This window comes from Winogradskyella pacifica, assembly GCF_003386275.1.
Lineage (GTDB): Bacteria > Bacteroidota > Bacteroidia > Flavobacteriales > Flavobacteriaceae > Winogradskyella > Winogradskyella pacifica.
Window position 1 is genome coordinate 298,382 of sequence record NZ_QREI01000003.1, and the last position, 19,322, is coordinate 317,703.

The 19,322-nt window shown below is 34.2% G+C and carries 16 protein-coding genes; 4 read left to right on the forward strand and 12 right to left on the reverse strand.

Annotation, left to right across the window (positions count from 1 at the left end; all coding sequences use genetic code 11):
• Nucleotides 1–14: 14 nt before the first annotated feature.
• Nucleotides 15–1,247 carry a glycosyltransferase gene (locus DFQ09_RS08460; RefSeq protein WP_115809334.1) on the forward strand — a complete coding sequence of 411 codons (1,233 nt, stop codon included), beginning with the start codon at nucleotides 15–17 and terminating at the stop codon, nucleotides 1,245–1,247.
• A gap of 36 nt (nucleotides 1,248–1,283) precedes the next feature.
• Here DFQ09_RS08460 and DFQ09_RS08465 read toward each other — a convergent pair whose 3' ends face one another.
• From DFQ09_RS08465 to DFQ09_RS08500, 8 genes are all read right to left on the reverse strand, one after another.
• Nucleotides 1,284–1,901: an RluA family pseudouridine synthase gene (locus DFQ09_RS08465; RefSeq protein ID WP_317124900.1), complete on the reverse strand. Its 618-nt coding sequence runs from the start codon at nucleotides 1,899–1,901 to the stop codon at nucleotides 1,284–1,286.
• Between the two features lie 386 nt (nucleotides 1,902–2,287).
• Nucleotides 2,288–4,240 (reverse strand): heavy metal translocating P-type ATPase, encoded by a 1,953-nt coding sequence (locus tag DFQ09_RS08470; RefSeq protein ID WP_115809338.1) that lies wholly within the window; start codon nucleotides 4,238–4,240, stop codon nucleotides 2,288–2,290.
• A 55-nt stretch (nucleotides 4,241–4,295) separates the two neighbouring features.
• Entirely contained in the window at nucleotides 4,296–4,712 is a 417-nt protein-coding gene (locus tag DFQ09_RS08475) for a Fur family transcriptional regulator (protein WP_115809340.1), read from the reverse strand.
• 2 nt (nucleotides 4,713–4,714) lie between these two features.
• Nucleotides 4,715–5,932, reverse strand: coding sequence for an efflux RND transporter periplasmic adaptor subunit (locus DFQ09_RS08480; RefSeq protein ID WP_115809342.1), 1,218 nt, complete (start codon nucleotides 5,930–5,932; stop codon nucleotides 4,715–4,717).
• Between the two features lie 4 nt (nucleotides 5,933–5,936).
• Nucleotides 5,937–10,265, reverse strand: coding sequence for a CusA/CzcA family heavy metal efflux RND transporter (locus tag DFQ09_RS08485; protein ID WP_115809344.1), 4,329 nt, complete (start codon nucleotides 10,263–10,265; stop codon nucleotides 5,937–5,939).
• A gap of 124 nt (nucleotides 10,266–10,389) precedes the next feature.
• Nucleotides 10,390–10,704, reverse strand: a complete 315-nt coding sequence (locus DFQ09_RS08490; RefSeq protein WP_115809346.1) for a DUF6660 family protein — start codon at nucleotides 10,702–10,704, stop codon at nucleotides 10,390–10,392.
• A 249-nt stretch (nucleotides 10,705–10,953) separates the two neighbouring features.
• Nucleotides 10,954–11,688, reverse strand: a complete 735-nt coding sequence (locus tag DFQ09_RS08495) for an SDR family oxidoreductase (RefSeq protein WP_115809348.1) — start codon at nucleotides 11,686–11,688, stop codon at nucleotides 10,954–10,956.
• A 32-nt stretch (nucleotides 11,689–11,720) separates the two neighbouring features.
• Nucleotides 11,721–12,410, reverse strand: coding sequence for an SIR2 family NAD-dependent protein deacylase (locus DFQ09_RS08500; RefSeq protein ID WP_115809350.1), 690 nt, complete (start codon nucleotides 12,408–12,410; stop codon nucleotides 11,721–11,723).
• Between the two features lie 93 nt (nucleotides 12,411–12,503).
• Between DFQ09_RS08500 and DFQ09_RS08505 the strand changes: the two genes are divergently transcribed.
• Both DFQ09_RS08505 and DFQ09_RS08510 read left to right on the forward strand, forming a co-directional pair.
• A complete protein-coding gene (locus tag DFQ09_RS08505; protein WP_115809352.1) occupies nucleotides 12,504–13,160 on the forward strand; it encodes a TrmH family RNA methyltransferase in 657 nt (218 codons plus the stop codon).
• Nucleotides 13,161–13,194: 34 nt separating this feature from the next.
• Nucleotides 13,195–13,557, forward strand: a complete 363-nt coding sequence (locus DFQ09_RS08510) for a VOC family protein (protein ID WP_115809354.1) — start codon at nucleotides 13,195–13,197, stop codon at nucleotides 13,555–13,557.
• 10 nt (nucleotides 13,558–13,567) lie between these two features.
• Here DFQ09_RS08510 and DFQ09_RS08515 read toward each other — a convergent pair whose 3' ends face one another.
• The 4 genes from DFQ09_RS08515 to DFQ09_RS08530 form a co-directional block, all read right to left on the reverse strand.
• On the reverse strand, nucleotides 13,568–14,371 hold the full coding sequence (locus DFQ09_RS08515; RefSeq protein ID WP_115809356.1) for a carboxypeptidase-like regulatory domain-containing protein: 804 nt from the start codon (nucleotides 14,369–14,371) through the stop codon (nucleotides 13,568–13,570).
• A 193-nt stretch (nucleotides 14,372–14,564) separates the two neighbouring features.
• Entirely contained in the window at nucleotides 14,565–16,463 is a 1,899-nt protein-coding gene (locus DFQ09_RS08520) for a DEAD/DEAH box helicase (protein ID WP_115809358.1), read from the reverse strand.
• Nucleotides 16,464–16,760: 297 nt separating this feature from the next.
• Nucleotides 16,761–17,504 carry a YoaK family protein gene (locus tag DFQ09_RS08525; RefSeq protein ID WP_115809360.1) on the reverse strand — a complete coding sequence of 248 codons (744 nt, stop codon included), beginning with the start codon at nucleotides 17,502–17,504 and terminating at the stop codon, nucleotides 16,761–16,763.
• Nucleotides 17,505–17,644: 140 nt separating this feature from the next.
• Nucleotides 17,645–18,214, reverse strand: coding sequence for a non-canonical purine NTP diphosphatase (locus DFQ09_RS08530; RefSeq protein ID WP_115809362.1), 570 nt, complete (start codon nucleotides 18,212–18,214; stop codon nucleotides 17,645–17,647).
• Nucleotides 18,215–18,306: 92 nt separating this feature from the next.
• On the opposite strand from DFQ09_RS08530, the gene DFQ09_RS08535 reads away from it, so the two are divergent.
• Entirely contained in the window at nucleotides 18,307–19,269 is a 963-nt protein-coding gene (locus DFQ09_RS08535) for a DUF4421 family protein (protein WP_245940332.1), read from the forward strand.
• The last annotated feature ends 53 nt before the right edge of the window (nucleotides 19,270–19,322 follow it).

Genomic DNA, 19,322 nt, shown 5'->3' on the forward strand with positions numbered 1-19,322 from the left:
TTTAGAATTAATTCATGACGAAAAAATTATTAGTTATCGGTTTTGTTTGGCCAGAACCCAAAAGTTCTGCGGCAGGAACTCGGATTCTTCAGTTAATATTACAATTTCAAAATCAAGGATTTGAAGTCACGTTTTCTTCTGCAGCTAAAACGTCTGACAATACCTTCGATTTAAATACTATAAATGTTGAAACGAGACCAATTCTTTTAAATGATTCATCTTTTGATGTATTTGTAAAAGACTTGAATCCAGATGTTGTGTTGTTTGATCGGTTTATGACTGAAGAGCAATATGGTTGGAGAGTTGAGGAGCAATGTCCTAATACAATTCGTGTTTTAGATACTGAAGATTTTCATGGTTTACGAAAGGCTAGGGAAGTGGCTCTAAAACAAAATGAAACCGTTAGTGTCTCTCATTTGCAAAATGATATTACCAAACGCGAAATTGCAAGTATATATCGTTGCGATCTCAGCTTAATAATTTCAGAAGCTGAAATAGATATTTTAACCAATCAGTTTAAAATAGATAAAAATTTACTGTATTATTTACCTTTTCTATTAGATCCTATTTCTGACCTTGAAACGAAACACTTACCAACTTTTGAAGAAAGACATCATTTTGTAACGATTGGTAATTTTCTTCATGCTCCAAATTATGATGCGGTGTTGTATTTAAAGCAAACGATTTGGCCATTAGTAAGACAACAATTACCAAAAGCAGAACTTCATATTTATGGTTCTTATGAATCACAAAAAGTAGCACAGCTGAATAAGAGTAAAGAAGGGTTTTTGATAAAAGGCTTTGCTGAAGATGTTAATGAGGTCATGCAAAATGCAAAAGTTTGTTTTGCATCTCTACGTTTTGGAGCGGGACTTAAAGGAAAACTTGTGGATGCAATGCAGAACGGAACACCTTGTGTTATGACGCGTATTGCAGCAGAGGGTATGTTTGGTGATTTTGGTGAGAATGGGTTTATAGCAGATAAACCTGAAACTTTCGCAGAGAAAGCCGTAGCCCTTTATACCAAAGCAGAACTTTGGCAAGAGAAGCAGCAAAATGGATTTGCAATTTTAAACCAACGCTTTAATAAAACTGATTTTCAAAAGGCATTTACATCTAAAATAATAGAACTGTCTACCCATCTAAATGCACATCGAGAAAACAATTTTATAGGGCAATTATTTATGCATCAATCTATGCAGAGCTCTAAATATATGAGTAAATGGATTGAGGCTAAGAATAAGTAAGACTGTCTTAGGGTAAACAATAATTGATCTTTTTAGCTATTTTAATATGTCAAATATTTTTTTGAAATTTTCAGGAAATTCATCTTTTAGATAAAGAACTTCTTTTGTAAATGGGTGTGTGAATTTTAAAGAATAGGCGTGTAGATACAACCCTTTTCCATTTAAAATTAGCGATTCCTTTCCATAATCTTTATCTCCTAATATAGGATGTCCTATGCCAGATAAGTGTTTACGTAGTTGATGTCTGCGTCCTGTAAAAGGTTCTAGTTCTACGAGATTTAGTTGTCCAAATCGTTTAGAACTAACTGATTGCTGGACTTTGTAGTTGGATTTGGAAGGTTTTTCATCGACTTCCGTAGTAATGCTACCTTCGGTTTTCATGTTACCAATCGTAACCGCGTAGTATGTTTTCTTAATGGCTCTATCTTCAAAAAGTTTATTTAAAACACGAATGCTACTGCTTGTTTTTCCAACCAATAAAATACCAGTGGTTGCAAAATCTAAACGGTGAATAGGTTGTGGTTGTGTTGTATCTTCAAGTGGACTTCGTTTTAAATTCTGAACTAAAGCGTTGGCAATCGTTTTAAAATGATTGCCACTTACTAAAATCCCACCAGGTTTATGAATGACAGCTAAGTAATCATCTTCAAACAAAACCTTGAGCTTAAATAATAATCGTTTCTTCGGACTGATATTTTCAGGAACAGATAATGTAATAGATTCTCCACCATTTATATAGGTTGCAGACGTTGCTATGACACCATCTACAGCGATATACTCTTTTTTTAAGGCTTTCTTTAAAGCTGATTTTGTGGGAAACGCATCAAAAATCCCAACACCATATTCCTGTAGTCGAATAGAAGTAGAGCGTTTAGGGGCAGTATGGGTTTCGGTGTGTTTGATGATTTTTAGTTAGGCTTATTAATGTCTATATGAAAATTGTTTCCATAAATTGTTGTTTTCGCTAAGTGAATGGAACGTATATGAGGCGTCAAATGTTCTGTAAAGCATCATAATTCATGAAAAGTACGTTTTATTTCTCAATCCCAATTCATTTTTTGTAATCGAACCGCATTCAAAATAGCTAACAATGCCACACCAACATCGGCAAAGACAGCTTCCCACATAGTTGCTAAACCTCCAGCACCTAAGATTAGTACAATCACTTTGACTCCGAATGCTAATGCAATATTTTGCCATACAATTTTCCGCGTTGAACGACTGATTTTAATCGCTTTTACAACTTTTGAAGGTTGATCAGTTTGAATAATAACATCAGCAGTTTCAATCGCAACATCACTTCCTAAGCCACCCATGGCAATACCAACATCGCTGGCTGCTAAAACAGGGGCGTCGTTAATGCCATCTCCTATAAAAGCAATCTTATTTTTAGGATTTTGTTTTAATCGTTCTACTTCATTCAGCTTATCTTCAGGTAATAAACCACCTTTTGCATTTTTAATTTGTAATTCGGAAGCTACTTTTTGTGTCATAGAATCTTTATCTCCCGAAAGCATCATGATATTTTCAATACCTATGTTCTTTAAGTTGATAATGGTTTCTTTAGCATCGTCTTTTAGTTCGTCTGCAATAACCACAGAACCTGCAAACGCATTATCGATAGCCACCAGAACTATAGATTCTACAATCGTTTCTGTTTCTTTTGTAACACTGATGTTATGGGCTGTCATTAAAGCTTTGTTTCCTACTAAAACAGTTTTACCATTCACAATTCCTTTTAAACCTTTACCTGCAATTTCGGATACTTCTGTAGCTTTAAAATCGATTTCTTCAGTTTTGTATTCTAAAATAGCTTTAGCAATAGGATGTGTGGATTGTGCTTCTATTGCCATGAGGTAATTCATGAATTCTTTTTCCTCCCAACCAATAGATTCTATCGTTTTAATTTTGAAAAGACCTTTGGTAACGGTTCCTGTTTTATCCATGACCAACATATTTATTTTGGTCATGGCATCTAAGAAAGAAGCGCCTTTAAATAAAATTCCGTTTTTTGAAGCCGCTCCTAATCCACCAAAATAGCCTAGAGGAATAGAAATGACTAAAGCACAAGGGCAAGAAATTACTAAGAAAATTAAAGCTCTATACAGCCAATCTCTAAATACATAATCATCAACAAAGAAGTAAGGTAATAAAGTAACTCCAATTGCTAAAAACACAACAATAGGCGTGTAAATGCGGGCAAATTTTCGGATGAATAATTCTGTTTTAGATTTACGAGCCGTAGCATTTTGAACTAAATCTAAAATTCTAGCAATAGAACTGTCTTTAAATGCTTTGGTGACTTCAACTTCAATGACACTTTCTAAATTAATGCTTCCTGCAAATACATTTGCTCCTTTAGCTATAGTGTCTGGTTTGCTTTCTCCTGTTAAGGCTGCCGTATTTACGGATGCTTTTTCGGAAATTAAAATACCATCAAGAGGAATTTTTTCTCCAACTCTAACTTGAATGTTTTCACCAATCTCAACTGTTTCTGGTGCTACACTTTCAATAGTTCCATTCCTAAAAACATTCGCTTCTTTAGGACGAACATCTAATAATGCTTTTATATTTCCTTTGGCTTTGTTGACTGCTGCATTTTGAAACAATTCACCAACGGCATAGAATAACATTACAGCAACACCTTCTGGATATTCACCAATTATAAATGCACCAATAGTAGCGATGGACATTAGAAAAAATTCAGTGAAAACATCGCCTTTTTTTATGCTGTCCCAACCTTCTTTAACCACAGGAAGTCCAACAGGTAGATAAGCGATGCCATACCAAACAATGCGAATCCAATCTTTAAAAAATGCAAACTCAAAATAATCTAATGCAATACCAATAATAAGCATTACAAAACTGATTACTGCTGGAGTGTAAGCTTTAAAACCGCTAGATTCACCACCATGATTATGACCATCATCATGGCTGTGTTCTTTATTCGAATTTGGTTTTATATCTCTTAAATTGAGTTTTTCTTTTTTCATTTTAATTAAACTTTAAGTCAAAGATGCCATAAAATGAAGTGCAATGGAAGTGCAATTATTCGCCACTACACTTGTCGCAAATCCCTTTTACAACCAAGTTTACATTTTCGGAAACAAAACCTTCTGGGACTTTAATTTGTGGAATTTTATGGTCCGTTAAGCAAATGGTTTCATTGCAATTATTACAGTGAAAATGTAAATGTAAATCGGTTTCAATTTCACAGTTACAGCCTTGTTCACAAAGCGCATATTTTGTTATTCCTGTGCCATCATCAATTTGATGTACAATGGCTTTGTCTTCAAATGTTTTTACGGTTCTGTATAGTGTGGTTCTATCTGCTTTATCAAAAGCATTCTCAATATCGGTTAATGTAACGGCAACACGTTTTTCTGCAAGAAACTTATAAATAAGTAATCGCATTGCCGTAACACGTATATTGTTTGACTGTAATAGTTGTTCTATCGACTGCATAATTAATGAGAGTGTTCAGATTCGCCTTTTTTCATTTCAGCAATAAGATAATACGCATTATTGTATGCGAATTTTACATCGGCTTCTAGTTCTTCTGTAAATTTAACTTCCACCCAATTATCATCTTTAACACCTATAAGTACTTCAATTGGTGTAAAAGCCCATTTGTCATCTTCTTTTTCTGCTTTAAAGACATAAAATTTATCACCATCATTTGTTATGGCACTTTCAGGTAAAGCAGTTGTTTCATTGTTTTCTATTTGAATTTTCCCTGTAATATACATGCCAGGAATTAAGGTCTTCGTTTTATTTTCAATTTCAGCATGAACATGAACTCCTTTAGGATTGTCTTCAAAAGTTTTACTTACCGATAGTATTTCTGCCACTAAATCTTCATCAGAATTAGATTGTATATTAAATATTACTTTTTGACCTTTCTTAACTTTGAAAACGTCTTTTTCGAACACGATTAAGTCGGCATGAACATCATCGGTGTTTACAATATCGAAAAGTTCGGTTTGTGGATCTACATATTGACCTGTCTTAACTTCAACTTTTTTAACAAACCCTGCAATTGGACTTCGTAATGGTACGCGTTGCGCTATGGTGCCGTTACGAACAGTAGATGGATTTATGTTTAAAATTTGTAATTGTGCAGCCAATCCACTAGCCATTGCTTTTGAAACATCGTACTCTGCTTTTGCCTTTTGAAAATTGGCACCAGAACCGACACCGGCATCATACAATTTTTGCTGGCGTTCGTAACTTTTCTTTAAAAAATTACTATTACTAGTCGCATTCAAATAGTCTGTTTGCATATTAATTATATTAGGATGTGATAAGTAGGCTACCACCTGACCTTTGTTGACTTTATCACCTTCTATAACTTCAATAGAAACGACATTGGCACCAACAACCGACGTAATTGCAGCCTCACTCTGCGGTGGCACTTCTAATGTACCATTAGCACTTACGTAGCCACTTAAATTTCTAAGGGAAAGTGTATCTACTTTCATTTGTAACGCATCAAATTGTTTTGCGGTTAACATAACATCGTCACCTTCGCTATGTGCTTCTTCAGTTGATTCATCATCGTTGAGACTGACTTTAGTGGTTTCTTCACCATGGCTATCTTCTTTTGTATGACTAGTGTTTCCGCAAGCGACTATTGAAAAAGAAGCAATAAATAGGGCTATAAGTTTATAATGTATATTTTTCATTCTATTAGTTTTTATAATATTGTAATTGAAAAGTGCTTTCTAAGTAATTGGTTAAAGCGGTTTCAGCTTCAACTTCCAATTGAATAGCATCCTTAATGAGTTGCGTAAAGGCAGAATAGTCTATTTCACCTTCTTTATAAGCAAATAAAGCACCTGCCTTTTGATCTTTAACAAGAGGAAGAACTTCGTCTTTATAAAAAATCCATGTTGTTTTCCATTTTTGATAATTTTCTTGACTTTGTGTGTATTTTGATACGACTTCCTTTTTCTTAAAGTCGCTATTTACAAGAGCGATTTCTTTATCTATCCGAGCCGTTTTTATACGTGCTTTATTTGTACCAGATAAAAAAGGTATTGAAACACCTGCTTGATATGTAACATAACCTGAGTTTCCATTCACTTTTTGCAAACCACCTTGAAGATTAAACTTAGGAAGGTTATCTGCCTTTGCAGCCTTATAATTCGCTTCTGCTTCTGCAACTTGTAATTGAGAGATACCATACAATGGATGCATTTCTGCATTGAAATTGTCAATTTCTAAGCCATCGACTTCAATTGAATCAGGAACCGTATAGAAATCATCAGAAACCAGCCATAAATTTAATTGCCGCAAGGCTACATTGTATTGACTCATAGCTTGTACTAGTTTATTATGCATTTGTAAAGCTTGCGTTTTAGCTGCTGAATATTCTAATTTTGAAATGGCTTCTACCTCGTAATTTAAAGTCACTGCGTCTTCGAATTTTGTATAAATAACAGCTAATTCTTTATATAACAAATAGTTTCTCTTGCTTCTAAGAGCATTTGCCCAAGCTTGTTTAACTTCTCGTTCTAATTCTAATTCAGAAAGTTGAAATGCTTTTTCGGCTAATTGAATGCGTTGATTTTGTAATTCTTGTTTAGGAGCAATACCAAACAAATCAATATTAGTCTGACCAGCACCAATGGTTGTATAAATACCTGCACCGTTATTAATTTCTTCCCCACCTGTAAAAATCTGTGTCGTTCCTAAATCAAAAACTGTACTTTTTAGTTGCTTTTGTTTACTGATTTTTAACTGCATTACTTTTAAATTCGGGTAGTTCTCTTTTGAGAGTTTTACAGCTTCATCTATAGTGATTTGAGGCAATTCACTGTTTGCTTCTTGTGCATTTATAGTTGCAGGTATGGCAAGCATAAGTGCTAGCATTGCAGTAGCCATAATTACTTTTTTATTTCCTTTAAAGGTGAATGTTTTGTTTTCAACCCAATGGTATAATATTGGTAAAACAAACAGTGTAAGTAAGGTTGCTGTTAGTAAACCTCCAATAACAACAGTAGCTAATGGGCGTTGTACTTCTGCTCCTGACCCAGAAGAAATAGCCATTGGTAAAAACCCTAATACATCTGTAAAAGCAGTTAGCATAATAGGTCTAATACGTCGTTTTGTACCTTCTATAATTCGGTCTTTAAGATTGGTGACGCCTTCTTCTTTTAATTCGTTTAATCCACTAATCATAACCAGTCCATTAAGAACAGCTACACCAAATAGTACAATAAAACCTACACCTGCAGAAATGCTGAAAGGCATATCTCGTAACCATAAAGCAAAAACACCACCAATGGTTGCCATTGGAATAGCGATGTAAATCATTAAGGTTTGTGGCAAGGATTTTAAAGCAAAGAATATCAATATAAAAATGAGCAGCAATGCTAAAGGCACAACTGTTTTTAATTTATTACTGGCGCGTTCTAAATTTTCAAATGCACCACCATAACGAATGTAATACCCTGCTGGTAACTCTAATTTTTCGTCTAAGATATCTTGAATATCTAACACCACAGATTTCACATCACGATCTCTAATATTGATACCAACATAGGTTCTTCTATTTGTATTGTCTCTACTAATTTGCATCGGTCCAGGTTGAAAACTAACGTCAGCAACCTCGCTTAATGGTATTTGTGTTCCAGAAGGAAGATTTATAAACAAATTCTGAAGATCTGAAATATCAGTACGATTTGATTTGTCTAGTCTTACCACTAAATCAAAACGTCGTTCCCCTTCAAAAATAACACCAGCTTGTCCTCCTGCAAAAGATGCTTCAACAATCGTATTTAATGTTTTTACATTTAAGCCGTATTGCGCTAGTTTATTTCTCTTATAGTGAATTGAAATTTGAGGTTGTCCAGTAGTGGCTTCCACTTTCATATCACCAACACCTTCTACATTAGCAATTAGTTTTCCTATGTCATCTGCTTTTGCTGCGAGTATATCTAAATCATCTCCAAATAATTTGATAGCGACATCTTCACGGACACCAGTAAGTAACTCATTAAATCGCATTTCGATAGGTTGGGTAAACTCGAAATTCACACCAGGAACGATACTTACGGCTGCTTTCATTTTATCTACCAAATCTCCTTTTGATGACGCTGAAGTCCATTCGCTACTCGGTTTTAGAATAACAAAAACATCAGCAATGTCCATGGGCATTGGATCTGTTGGTACATCTGCAACGCCAATTCTACTGACTATATTTAAAACCTCTGGAAATTCAGCTTTAACAATTTGCTCAATTTTTGTAGTGGTTTCAATGGTTTCGGTTAGTGAACTTCCTGGTTTTAAAATAGCGTGAAATGCAATATCACCTTCATCTAAATCTGGAATAAATTCACCACCCATTCTGGTAAACATAAAAACAGCTACAGCAAATAAGCCAACTGCAAGAAGCACTATCGTTTTTCCATTACGGATGGCTTTTGTTAATAATGGTTCGTATTTACGTTCTATCCAGTGAACAAAACGGTCTCCATAAGAAATTTTATCAGATTTAGGCGCTCTTAAAAACAACGCCGATATCATAGGCACATAAGTCAAACACAGAATCATGGCGCCAATCATTGCGAAAATAAATGTTAATGCCATTGGCTGAAACATCTTACCTTCAACACCTTCTAAAGCAAGGATTGGGATAAATACGATTAAGATTATTAATTGACCAAAGAAGGCGGCATTCATCATCTTTTTTGATGAGACAGATGCAATACTATCACGTTCTTCTGGCGTTAATTTTTTCTTCTTTATTTGTGAGTATATCAGAAAAACGGTGCTTTCAACAATGATTACTGCACCATCTACGATGATTCCAAAATCAATGGCACCTAAACTCATTAAGTTTGCCCATACTCCGAAAGCATTCATCAATATAAATGCAAACAAAAGGGATAGCGGAATGGTTGAAGCTACAATTAATCCACCTCTCCAGTTTCCTAATAATAATACCAACACAAAAATGACAATTAAACCACCTTCTAATAAGTTGCCTTTTACGGTGCCTGTTGTTTTTGCAATAAGCTCGCTTCTATCTAAAAAAGGTTTTATGGTAACGCCTTCTGGTAATGATTTTTGAATTTGAACAATGCGTTCTTTAACGTTTTCTATAACTTCATTAGAGCTGGCGCCTTTTAGCATCAAAATCATTCCTCCTACAGCTTCTCCTTTTCCGTCTTTTGTTAATGCTCCGTATCGCACTGCACTACCAATCTGTACTTCAGCGATATCTTTAATTATAATAGGAAGATTATTAACATTTTTAACGACGATGTTTTCTATATCAGAAACGGTTCTAGCCAAACCCTCTCCACGAATAAAATTGGCTTGATGATTTTTTTCAATATAAGCTCCACCTGTATTTTGGTTATTGTTTTCTAGTGCTTCAAAAACATCCGAAATTGTAATACCAATAGCTCTTAAATTGTCTGGTTTTACAGCAACTTCATATTGTTTTATTTTTCCTCCAAAGGCATTAACTTCAATAACACCAGGAACCATAGCCATTTGTCGTTTAACAATCCAATCTTGAATGGTACGTAATTCTGTAGGATCATATTTTGACCTATAAGCGTCTTCTACTTCTAATGTATATTGATAAATTTCGCCTAACCCTGTTGAGATAGGCCCCATAGTCGGTGTACCAAAGCCTTCAGGAATTTGTTCTGCAATTTCTGGTAATTTTTCGGAGACTAATTGACGCGGTAAATACGTGCCTACTGCGTCGTCAAAAACAATAGTAACTACAGATAAGCCAAATCGAGAAACAGAACGAATTTCGGTAACATCGGGTAAGTTGCTTAAGGCTAACTCTACAGGATAAGTTACAAATTGTTCAATTTCTTCTGTTCCTAAATTAGGGGCTTGGGTAATAACCTGAACTTGGTTATTGGTAATATCTGGTACAGCATCTATAGGTACTTGGGTCATACTCCAAAGTCCTGCACCAATAATGACGAGTGTAAACAAGCCAATAATGAATTTGTTATTGATTGAAAAATCAATGATTTTATTAATCATAAAAAATGGTATTAATTCAGTTAAACGTCTCGATATAATTCTGATGTAAACACTTAGAATTATTCAAAATGAGAAGAACCTTAGCGGTCCCTGTTAGGATATAGTTATCCTATAAAAAACTGAATTATGCCCTTGGTGGTTGTAAAATTGAAGTAGAGAAGTCTTTTTCCGTTCCATTTAAATAGAAAAAGTCTTGCGTTGAAATATAAGAATTGTCAATCTTTATGCTGACTAATTTGAAATGTGTAGCATTGATATGACAACATTGGCAAATACAAAATGGCGAACATGAATCAGACGCGTCTTGGTGCTGGTGATCGTCTTGAATGACTTGAGAAATTTCGGTTGTAACATCATTATCAGGCAACACAAAATCAGCACATGGAGCTAGATTAAGCGCGAAAATATAAAATGACAATAAAAATGCTAAGTTTTTCATTGCGACAAATATATGAATTTATTGATGCACTAGTATTGCAAAAAGGGTAATGGAGTTAAAGAGATATCAAAAACGAGCTGTAATCTTAATAATTAAGCATTCGGAATTGAAGTGTAATACAAAGAATTGTCTTTTAGTGATTTCTGAAATTTATGTTATAGTAAAAGCCATGAATAATAATACTATCATGGCTTTGTTTATTGTGTATGAATTCAGTTTCTATTTTTAGATTCTAATTCAACGGGTATTTTATACTAAAGCTCCGTTGGCACCGATAACCTGACCAGAAATCCATTTAGAGTCATCACTTGCTAAAAATACAGCCACTCTTGCGATGTCTATTGGTTTTGCTAATCTGTTAAAGGCATTCATGCTACTCAGCTTATCGATAAATTCTTGAGATTTACCATTCATAAATAATTCGGTTTCTGTAGCTCCTGGTGCAAGGGCATTTACAGAAATACCACGCCCAATCTCTTTAGAAAACACACGTGTCATTTGTTCAACAGCTGCTTTTGATGCTGAATATAATGCGTAAGTAGGAAACATTAATTTCACAGTACTCGATGACACGTTAATGATGTTGCCGTTGTCAGCAAGTTTAGAATGTGCTTCTTGTAAGGTGTTAAAAATACCTCTAACGTTAATATCAAATTGTTTAGAAAAATCATCTTGTGTATTATCTTTTATTTCTTTCGAAATCATAACACCTGCATTATTTATTAAAACATCGACTTTGCCGTATTCCGCAATGGTTTTGTCAAATAATTGTGTAACATCATCTCTATTGCTCACATCTGCTTTTACGGCGAATGCAGTTCCGCCATCATTAGTGATTTTTAATACAGTGTCTTCCGCTTCAGTCGTGCTATTAGAATGATTGACTACAACTTTAGCACCATTTTTAGCTAATTGAATGGCGATTTCTTTTCCAATTCCTCTTGAAGAACCTGTTACTATAATTACTTTATTTTCTAATTTCATATACGTATTTAATTAATTTTAGGGTTTTATCATTAGTTTTGTGTGGCATTTTCTAAAAGGTGTAATAAGGTTTTAACACCTTCTGTTGCGGATTCAGCAATAATATGGACTTTACCATTTTTATCCATAGCAGGTTTTGGATCAATATAATAAATTGGTGTTTGGGTAGGTGCGAAATCTAGTAATCCTGCAGCAGGATATACTTGCATACTCGTCCCAATAATCACTAAAATATCGGCTTGCTGGCAAATTTCTACGGCTTTGTCAATCATAGGAACAGCTTCGCCAAACCATACGATATGTGGTCGGAGTTGATAGCCGCTTTCACAATTATCGCCTAAATGAATGTCTTCGGTCCATACTTTGATGTCATTTTCATTTTTAGTGCTTCGTATTTTACGCAGTTCACCATGTAAATGAATAACGTTACTACTACCTGCGCGCTCATGTAAGTCATCTACGTTTTGGGTAATAATACTGACTTTATAATTGTTTTCTAAGCGTGCGAGATCTTTATGTGCTTGGTTAGGTTCAACTTCGTTTAATTGTTTTCTCCGTGCGTTATAGAAATTTAAGACTAATTCAGGATTGCGTTTAAAACCTTCTGGTGTAGCGACTTCCATAACATCGTGTCCTTCCCAAAGTCCATCAGCATCTCTAAATGTTTTTATGCCACTTTCGGCACTCATGCCAGCTCCTGTTAGTACAACTATATGTTTCATGAGGTTAAATTTAAGGTTGATTTTAATGTTTTACTTCAATTTTTGCGCTTTTAACATACGCGTTTCATATTATAAAATTACTATTTTTGGGCTATGCAAGACCTGAAACTTCTAGAATACTTAGAAACATTCCTCACTGAAAGCCGTATTGAGCGGTTTAATAGTGTTTTACCAAAACGTACTAAACATTTTACGGTGGCCACTGAAGATGTTTATCAGTTACATAATACGAGTGCAGTGATGCGTTCTTGTGATGTATTTGGGATACAAGAATTGAATATTGTAGAAGAGGTGAATTCTAAAAGTATTGATAGAGAAATTGCTATGGGAGCCCAGAAGTGGGTGGATTTGAATCGCTATAGTTCTATTACAGATTGTATTACCGATTTAAAAGCTAAAGATTATCAAATAGTCGCTACAACCCCTCATGTTGAGGATTGTGAGTTAATAGATTTTGATATCACTAAGAAATCATGTTTTTTCTTTGGTAGAGAAACTGAAGGCTTATCACAACAGGTTATTGATAATGCAGATTGCTTTTTAAAAATACCAATGGTTGGTTTTACTGAAAGTTTAAATATTTCAGTTTCTGCTGCCATTATCCTTCAACATGTCACAGCACAATTACGAAAATCATCAATAGAATGGCAATTAACTGAAGAAGAGATTATTGAAAAACGGTTTGATTGGATTAATAAAACTTTAAAAGATTATGATGCGATTGTGGAGCGTTATAACTTAAAAGGATAAATGTTGTAATTTTAAGGAACTAAAAACACATATTATGGTAGGTTGGTTTGAGATTCCCGTAAACGATATGAATCGTGCTAAAGCGTTTTATCAATCGGTTTTTAAAGTTGAAATAAAAGATGTAGAATTTAACGGTTTAAAAATGGGTTGGTTTCCTGATAATAATGGAGGGTATGGAGCAACCGGAACACTGATTAAGCAAAATTCTTATATACCGAGTAAGGAAGGTACATTGATTTATTTTATATCTAAAGATGTGCAAATAGAACTCGATAGAGTGGAAGCAGCAGGTGGAAAAATAGGCCTGGAAAAAACCAAAATTTCTGATGAAAATGGTTTTATGGGAATGTTTATAGATACGGAAGGTAATAGAGTGGCTTTGCACTCAGATGCTTAGAGGTTAAGTTTTAATTTTTTTTGTTTTTTCGCTCTTTACTTCTTTTAATCACTTTATATTCTTCGTAACATTCGCTGATAGCATCCAATATTTGAAGATCATTTGCGGTGTTAATGAAATCTTTAGAGTAGTTACATTGGTTAACTATTTCGTCTAAATCAAATTTTGTGACTTGTAAAAGCACTAATAACATTTCCCTATCAAAACGTTTAGATAACTGATTTCTAATCTCGTCATCTTCTTTCATTTTCTTTAATCTGTGCATTTCGTTAGGCTTTCGGCCAAACATATTATACAAGAAATCTGCAGGATTAAATATGGCACCAAGTACTTTAGTGGCGATGTTTGGTTTGCCAGCTTCATAACCTTGGCCAGGTAAACCAGAAATACGGTAACGGTTATTAGACGTCACAGGAACCTGATTCATATCAACTTTTAAATACCCTGTGAGTTCTAGTTGTTTTACTGTTACTTCTTCTAATGCTAAAGCAAGTTCGGTCATTTCTATTTTGGTATTCCCAAATTTTAACCAGTCATTAGTTACTCTAACTTTAATAGATTTATAACCTAAATAAGATAAATGTAGCGTATCGTTAACTTTAGCTTTTATTTCAAACACACCATCATCGTCTGTTGCCGTTCCTATAACTTGATTAATGTTTACAATATTCGCTTCAGTTAAAGCTAAGCTCGTCGAAGCACTAACTATTGTTCCTTTAACTTTAGTAGGTGTTTGGGTTGCTGTACTGTCTTGGCTAAAACCACTGACCGTACTTACGCAAAAAATTAAAATAAGTAGATATCGCATGCACATGTGTTACGAGGTAAAGGTAATAAAGAAAACGGATTTAACAGTTTGCGGGGGTAGATTTGACTTAAAATTAACTTTTTTAAGCATTAGACATTCTTTTTTGGTCTTCAAAAAAAAATCCAAAACCTGAAAATTGTTTTTCATGTTTTGGATTTTACTATTTATATTTTTTGAAATTTTCTATAGTTTCAAAAGCTTAATCGCGACGTCTAGAACGTCTTGGTCTTTCTGATCCAGAGGTACTAGATTCAGAAGAACGTCTATCTCCTCTAGAGTCGTTGAACTTTCTATCTCCTCTGTCACTTCTATCACTAGTTCGTCTGTCACCTCGGTTTCCAGATCCACTATCGTCAGAGCGTCTACCGCCAGAGCGTCTTTCGCCTCTTGGTTTATCATCGCGTCTGCGACTTCCACCACCGCCACCAGAGCGTCTTTCGTTTCCACCGCGACTTCTTCCTCCGCCACCGCGACTTCTTCCACCTTTATCTTCACTCACTTCTACGTTAACAAAACGTCCGTCGTGTTTGAAATCTGTGAAAAAAGCAAGTACTTTTTCTTGTAATCCTTTTTCTGTATTAAAGAATGAAAAACTTTCTTTAACATCTACTTTAAAGACATCATCACGTCCTAATTCTAATTGTTCTTTTAAGAAATCTTTCAATTTCATCCAATCAAAACCATCTTTACTTCCTACGTTAATGAAATAACGAGAATCGTTAGATTGCTTACTGTAATCGCGTCCACCATCATCTCTATCGCTTCCACGAGATTCTACCACACCTAAACCTTTCGATTTTTGATAATAATTGAAGAAACGGTTAAATTCTACAGAGAAGAATTTTTTGATTAACTCCTCTTTATCTGTATCTGCGAATAATTCGTTGATGCTTTCTAAATGCTTATCAATTTCATGATTCGTTTCAGTAGTGTGTATTTTATTAGCTAAAGACATTAACTGCACTTCAACGATATCACCTCCAGAAGGAATTTCTTTCTTCTCAAACTGCTTCTTAATGATACGCTCTATGCTCTTTATCTTTCTAACTTCACTTTTAGAAACAATAACCATTGAGATACCAGTTTTACCAGCACGTCCTGTTCTACCAGATCTGTGTGTGTAAATTTCAGGTTCATCTGGTAATTGGTAGTTAATAACGTGTGTAATATCGTCCACATCAATACCACGAGCTGCAACATCTGTAGCAACTAACATTTGTATTTGGTTATTACGGAAAGATTTCATCACCAAATCTCTTTGGTTCTGACTTAAATCTCCATGTAATGCTCCCGCAGAATAACCATCTTCAATTAAGTTTTCGGCTACTTTTTGAGTATCACGCTTTGTTCTACAGAAAATCACAGAAAATATATCTGGATTAGCATCTGCCAAACGTTTTAAAGCTTGGTAACGGTCTCTTGCATTTACTAAATAGTATTCGTGCGTTACGTTACTTGTACTTTCATTTTTATTACCAACAGTAATTTCTGTTGGATTGTCCATGAATTTCTTTGCAATCGTAGCCACTTCTTTTGGCATTGTTGCAGAGAATAACCATGTGTTTTTATCTTCTGGTGTATGCGAAAGAATATCAGTAATATCTTCTTTGAAACCCATGTTTAACATCTCATCAGCTTCATCTAAAACGCTGTACTGTATTTTAGAAATGTCAACCATTCTACGGCTAATCATATCTTTCATACGTCCAGGAGTTGCAACAATAATTTGTGCACCACGTTTTACTTCTCTTGCTTGGTCTGAAATGCTTGATCCACCATAAATGGCTACTACATTTAAGCCCTTACAGTATTTACCGTAAAGTTTAAGTTCGTTAGTGATTTGTAAACAAAGTTCACGAGTTGGAGATAAGATAAGTCCTTGAGTGGTTCTGCTATCAATATCTATTTTTTGCAACATCGGAAATCCGAATGCTGCAGTTTTCCCTGTACCAGTTTGTGCCAAAGCAACTAAGTCTTTGTCTTCTTCTAATAAAAGTGGGATTGCTTTTGATTGTACTTCACTTGGTTTTTCAAAACCTAAGTCCGTAATAGCTTTAAGAAGGTCTTCATTAAGACCTAATTCTTTGAATGTGCTCATTCTTGAGTATATGTATTCGATTATGTTCTGTTGGTGTTACAAAAGAAGCGAATCGACATACTAAACACTTAAACTTCTAGGTAACACATCCTCACTCTGAGGAATTTACAAAAGCCTATAATAGGTTTTTTGCAAGGTGCAAAGGTACAACAATTAATTGAATAATCAATTGTTGCGGTGTTTATTGCTCTTATGTATTAAAAACAGTGGTGTCACGCACAAATTTGATGCCTTTAAATTCGATTATATGAGGATAAATTTTCTTGAATTTGATGAATTTTAAGCTATTTCTTTCAATCAAAGGGCCATTCTTTTTTGATGAAATTTCCGTCTTGTTTTTATGAGTTTATATCTCAAATCATCATAGAATAAACTTACTAATAAAATGATGGCTCCAATAATTAACGTGTTTAGTTTTAAATTGACTTTAGAATAAAAGAAACCTCCTGCCAATCCACCTGCAAAAAAGAATAAAATGATGTAAATACGCAGTTTTATATTTGATTTTAATTTTTCTTTTTGTGCATTATATTTAGTAAAAAACAATTGAGAAATATCGATGCCCAAATCAGTAAAAAGACCTGTAAGGTGCGTAGTTCTTACTACTGCATTCGAGATTTTGGTGACAAATGAGTTTTGAAGACCCATCGCAAAAAGTAGTGTACAAATAATTAAATCAGGGTATTGCATTTCTACAAAATTGCTCACGATCCCGATGGTTATTAAAATTAGACATTCGATGAGTGTTGGAAGCGCAAATACATTGAGACGTTTGTTTTTTCTGTATTTTTCAATTAAAAAACTAGATGAAAACGACCCAAATAAAAACGAAAAAATATAAAGAAAATATATCGTGCCTTTCCAAAACTCAAAATTAGCTACGTCATCAATAAAGAGTGCAAAATGACCAGTTACATTTGTCGTTAATTGTTTAAAAGCTAAAAATCCTGAAACATTAACAATTCCAGCAACAAAAGATAAAATAATCGCAATTCGAAGATTGTGTTGTAAAGTTCTACTTTTTCCTTGATGTCTAAACATTACAGCTTCATTTAGTGGGGTTCAAAAAAGTGATCACACTGATGTTAGTCAGAAGTAATGACTGCTATCAAATTATAAAAACGAGTTCAGTTTGCGTAAGCGAAGTTAGGTGTTTAAAAACTGTAACGTCAATAGAATAGTTATTTTAAAAATTCTACGAGTTGCTTTACAGCTAAGCCTCTGTGGCCTATCTTGTTTTTTTGTTCTAAAGTAATTTCAGCAAACGTTTTATCTAAACCATCAGCTTTAAAAATCGGGTCGTAGCCAAAACCACCTTCACCATGTTTTTCTGTTGTAATACTGCCTTTGCATATGCCTGTAAAAGTGTGAAGTTTTCCATTAAGGTGTAATGCAATTACGGTTTTAAATTGGGCATTTCTGTTGGGTTTACTTTTTAGTTCTGTCAGCAATTTGTTGGTGTTATCTTCAGCATTTCGTTGTGGACCCGCGTATCGTGCAGAGTACACGCCTGGTTCTCCGTTTAAAGCGTCGACTTCTAAGCCTGTATCATCAGCAAAGCAATCGTAACCATAATGCTTTTTTAAGTATTCTGCTTTTTGTATCGCATTACCTTCAATGGTAGGCTGGGTTTCAGGAATGTCTTCATTACAAGTAATATCTTTTAAACTTAAAAGTTTAATATGTTCTGGTAACATCGATTGTACTTCTTTTAGTTTGTTTAAGTTATTAGTTGCGAAAACAAGTTGCATATTTTGAGCTTATTTAGTTTAATTTTACTTTTGTAAAAATAGCAATCTATTTTAGTATCATTTATCAAAACAAACATTTTAATCTAATAACAATGCTGAAACCTATTATGCTTTTCGTTTTTTGTTTGAGTTGCTTAAGTCTTAGTGCTCAAGATTTGGATGATTTAGATTCGCTATTGGTCGATAGAGATATTGAAAATTATTCTCTGCGTGTATTTTCTAATTTTAAAGTTAATAAGTTCAGTATTTCCGATGATGATTCTAAAGCTAAATTTGTGCCTAATAATAGATATGGTCTCGGGTTAGGTTTTGCTACTAAAAAAATTATACTAGACATTGCTATTAACATTAAAAACCCAAATAAAGAAAAGACTTCTAGATTCGATTTACAAGCCACAACCATCTTAAAGGATAAAAATTATGTAAAAATTTTTACGCAAGTGTATAGGGGGTTTAATGCTAAAAATAACTTTGATGAACCTACCGTATTTAGAGACGATATTAGATCTGTAAGTGTTGGGCTGAATTATATGTACACTTTAGACAATATAGAGTTTTCATATTCCCAATTAAAGGCGGGCTTGTCTAATAAGAATTCCGATAATATATTCATAACAGGAGGTGTGGGCGTCTTCGGTAGTTTTGATTATTTTTCTGCAAAGCCTAGTATATTATCTGAAACCACGAGTCCTTATTTTAATGAGGAAGGCGATATTAAAAGATACCAAGGCTTGTCTTTCGGTGTTTTAGCCGGCATCATCTCTTATTTTCAACTGCCAGAAAATATCACAGCAACGGTTAACGTTATGCCAGGAATAGGTTTGGTAAATAAAAAAGTGACCTTACAAGATGGAGGCTACAAACCAAGTAATCCAATGCTCTATAAGTTAGATTTTCTCATTGGTTTAAATTATAATTTAAAACAGTTTTATGTCAGTGTAAGCTATAATAATAGTCTGTATAGTACCGATTTGGATTATGGTAATAACTATCTTCTAAATCTTACAAAAGCAAAATTAGCTATTGGTTATAAGTTTAATAAAAAGAGTAAGTGATTCTATTGATTAATGAAATTTCATCAACCTTGTGAAAAGGCCTTCTTTATTAA

Coding starts and splice junctions, on each gene's coding strand:
- DFQ09_RS08460 (WP_115809334.1), top strand. CDS start 15: ATGACGAAAAAATTATTAGTTATCGGTTTTGTTTGGCCAGAACCCAAA.
- DFQ09_RS08470 (WP_115809338.1), bottom strand. CDS start 4,240: ATGAAAAAAGAAAAACTCAATTTAAGAGATATAAAACCAAATTCGAAT.
- DFQ09_RS08475 (WP_115809340.1), bottom strand. CDS start 4,712: ATGCAGTCGATAGAACAACTATTACAGTCAAACAATATACGTGTTACG.
- DFQ09_RS08480 (WP_115809342.1), bottom strand. CDS start 5,932: ATGAAAAATATACATTATAAACTTATAGCCCTATTTATTGCTTCTTTT.
- DFQ09_RS08485 (WP_115809344.1), bottom strand. CDS start 10,265: ATGATTAATAAAATCATTGATTTTTCAATCAATAACAAATTCATTATT.
- DFQ09_RS08490 (WP_115809346.1), bottom strand. CDS start 10,704: ATGAAAAACTTAGCATTTTTATTGTCATTTTATATTTTCGCGCTTAAT.
- DFQ09_RS08495 (WP_115809348.1), bottom strand. CDS start 11,688: ATGAAATTAGAAAATAAAGTAATTATAGTAACAGGTTCTTCAAGAGGA.
- DFQ09_RS08500 (WP_115809350.1), bottom strand. CDS start 12,410: ATGAAACATATAGTTGTACTAACAGGAGCTGGCATGAGTGCCGAAAGT.
- DFQ09_RS08505 (WP_115809352.1), top strand. CDS start 12,504: ATGCAAGACCTGAAACTTCTAGAATACTTAGAAACATTCCTCACTGAA.
- DFQ09_RS08510 (WP_115809354.1), top strand. CDS start 13,195: ATGGTAGGTTGGTTTGAGATTCCCGTAAACGATATGAATCGTGCTAAA.
- DFQ09_RS08515 (WP_115809356.1), bottom strand. CDS start 14,371: ATGTGCATGCGATATCTACTTATTTTAATTTTTTGCGTAAGTACGGTC.
- DFQ09_RS08520 (WP_115809358.1), bottom strand. CDS start 16,463: ATGAGCACATTCAAAGAATTAGGTCTTAATGAAGACCTTCTTAAAGCT.
- DFQ09_RS08525 (WP_115809360.1), bottom strand. CDS start 17,504: ATGTTTAGACATCAAGGAAAAAGTAGAACTTTACAACACAATCTTCGA.
- DFQ09_RS08530 (WP_115809362.1), bottom strand. CDS start 18,214: ATGCAACTTGTTTTCGCAACTAATAACTTAAACAAACTAAAAGAAGTA.
- DFQ09_RS08535 (WP_245940332.1), top strand. CDS start 18,307: ATGCTGAAACCTATTATGCTTTTCGTTTTTTGTTTGAGTTGCTTAAGT.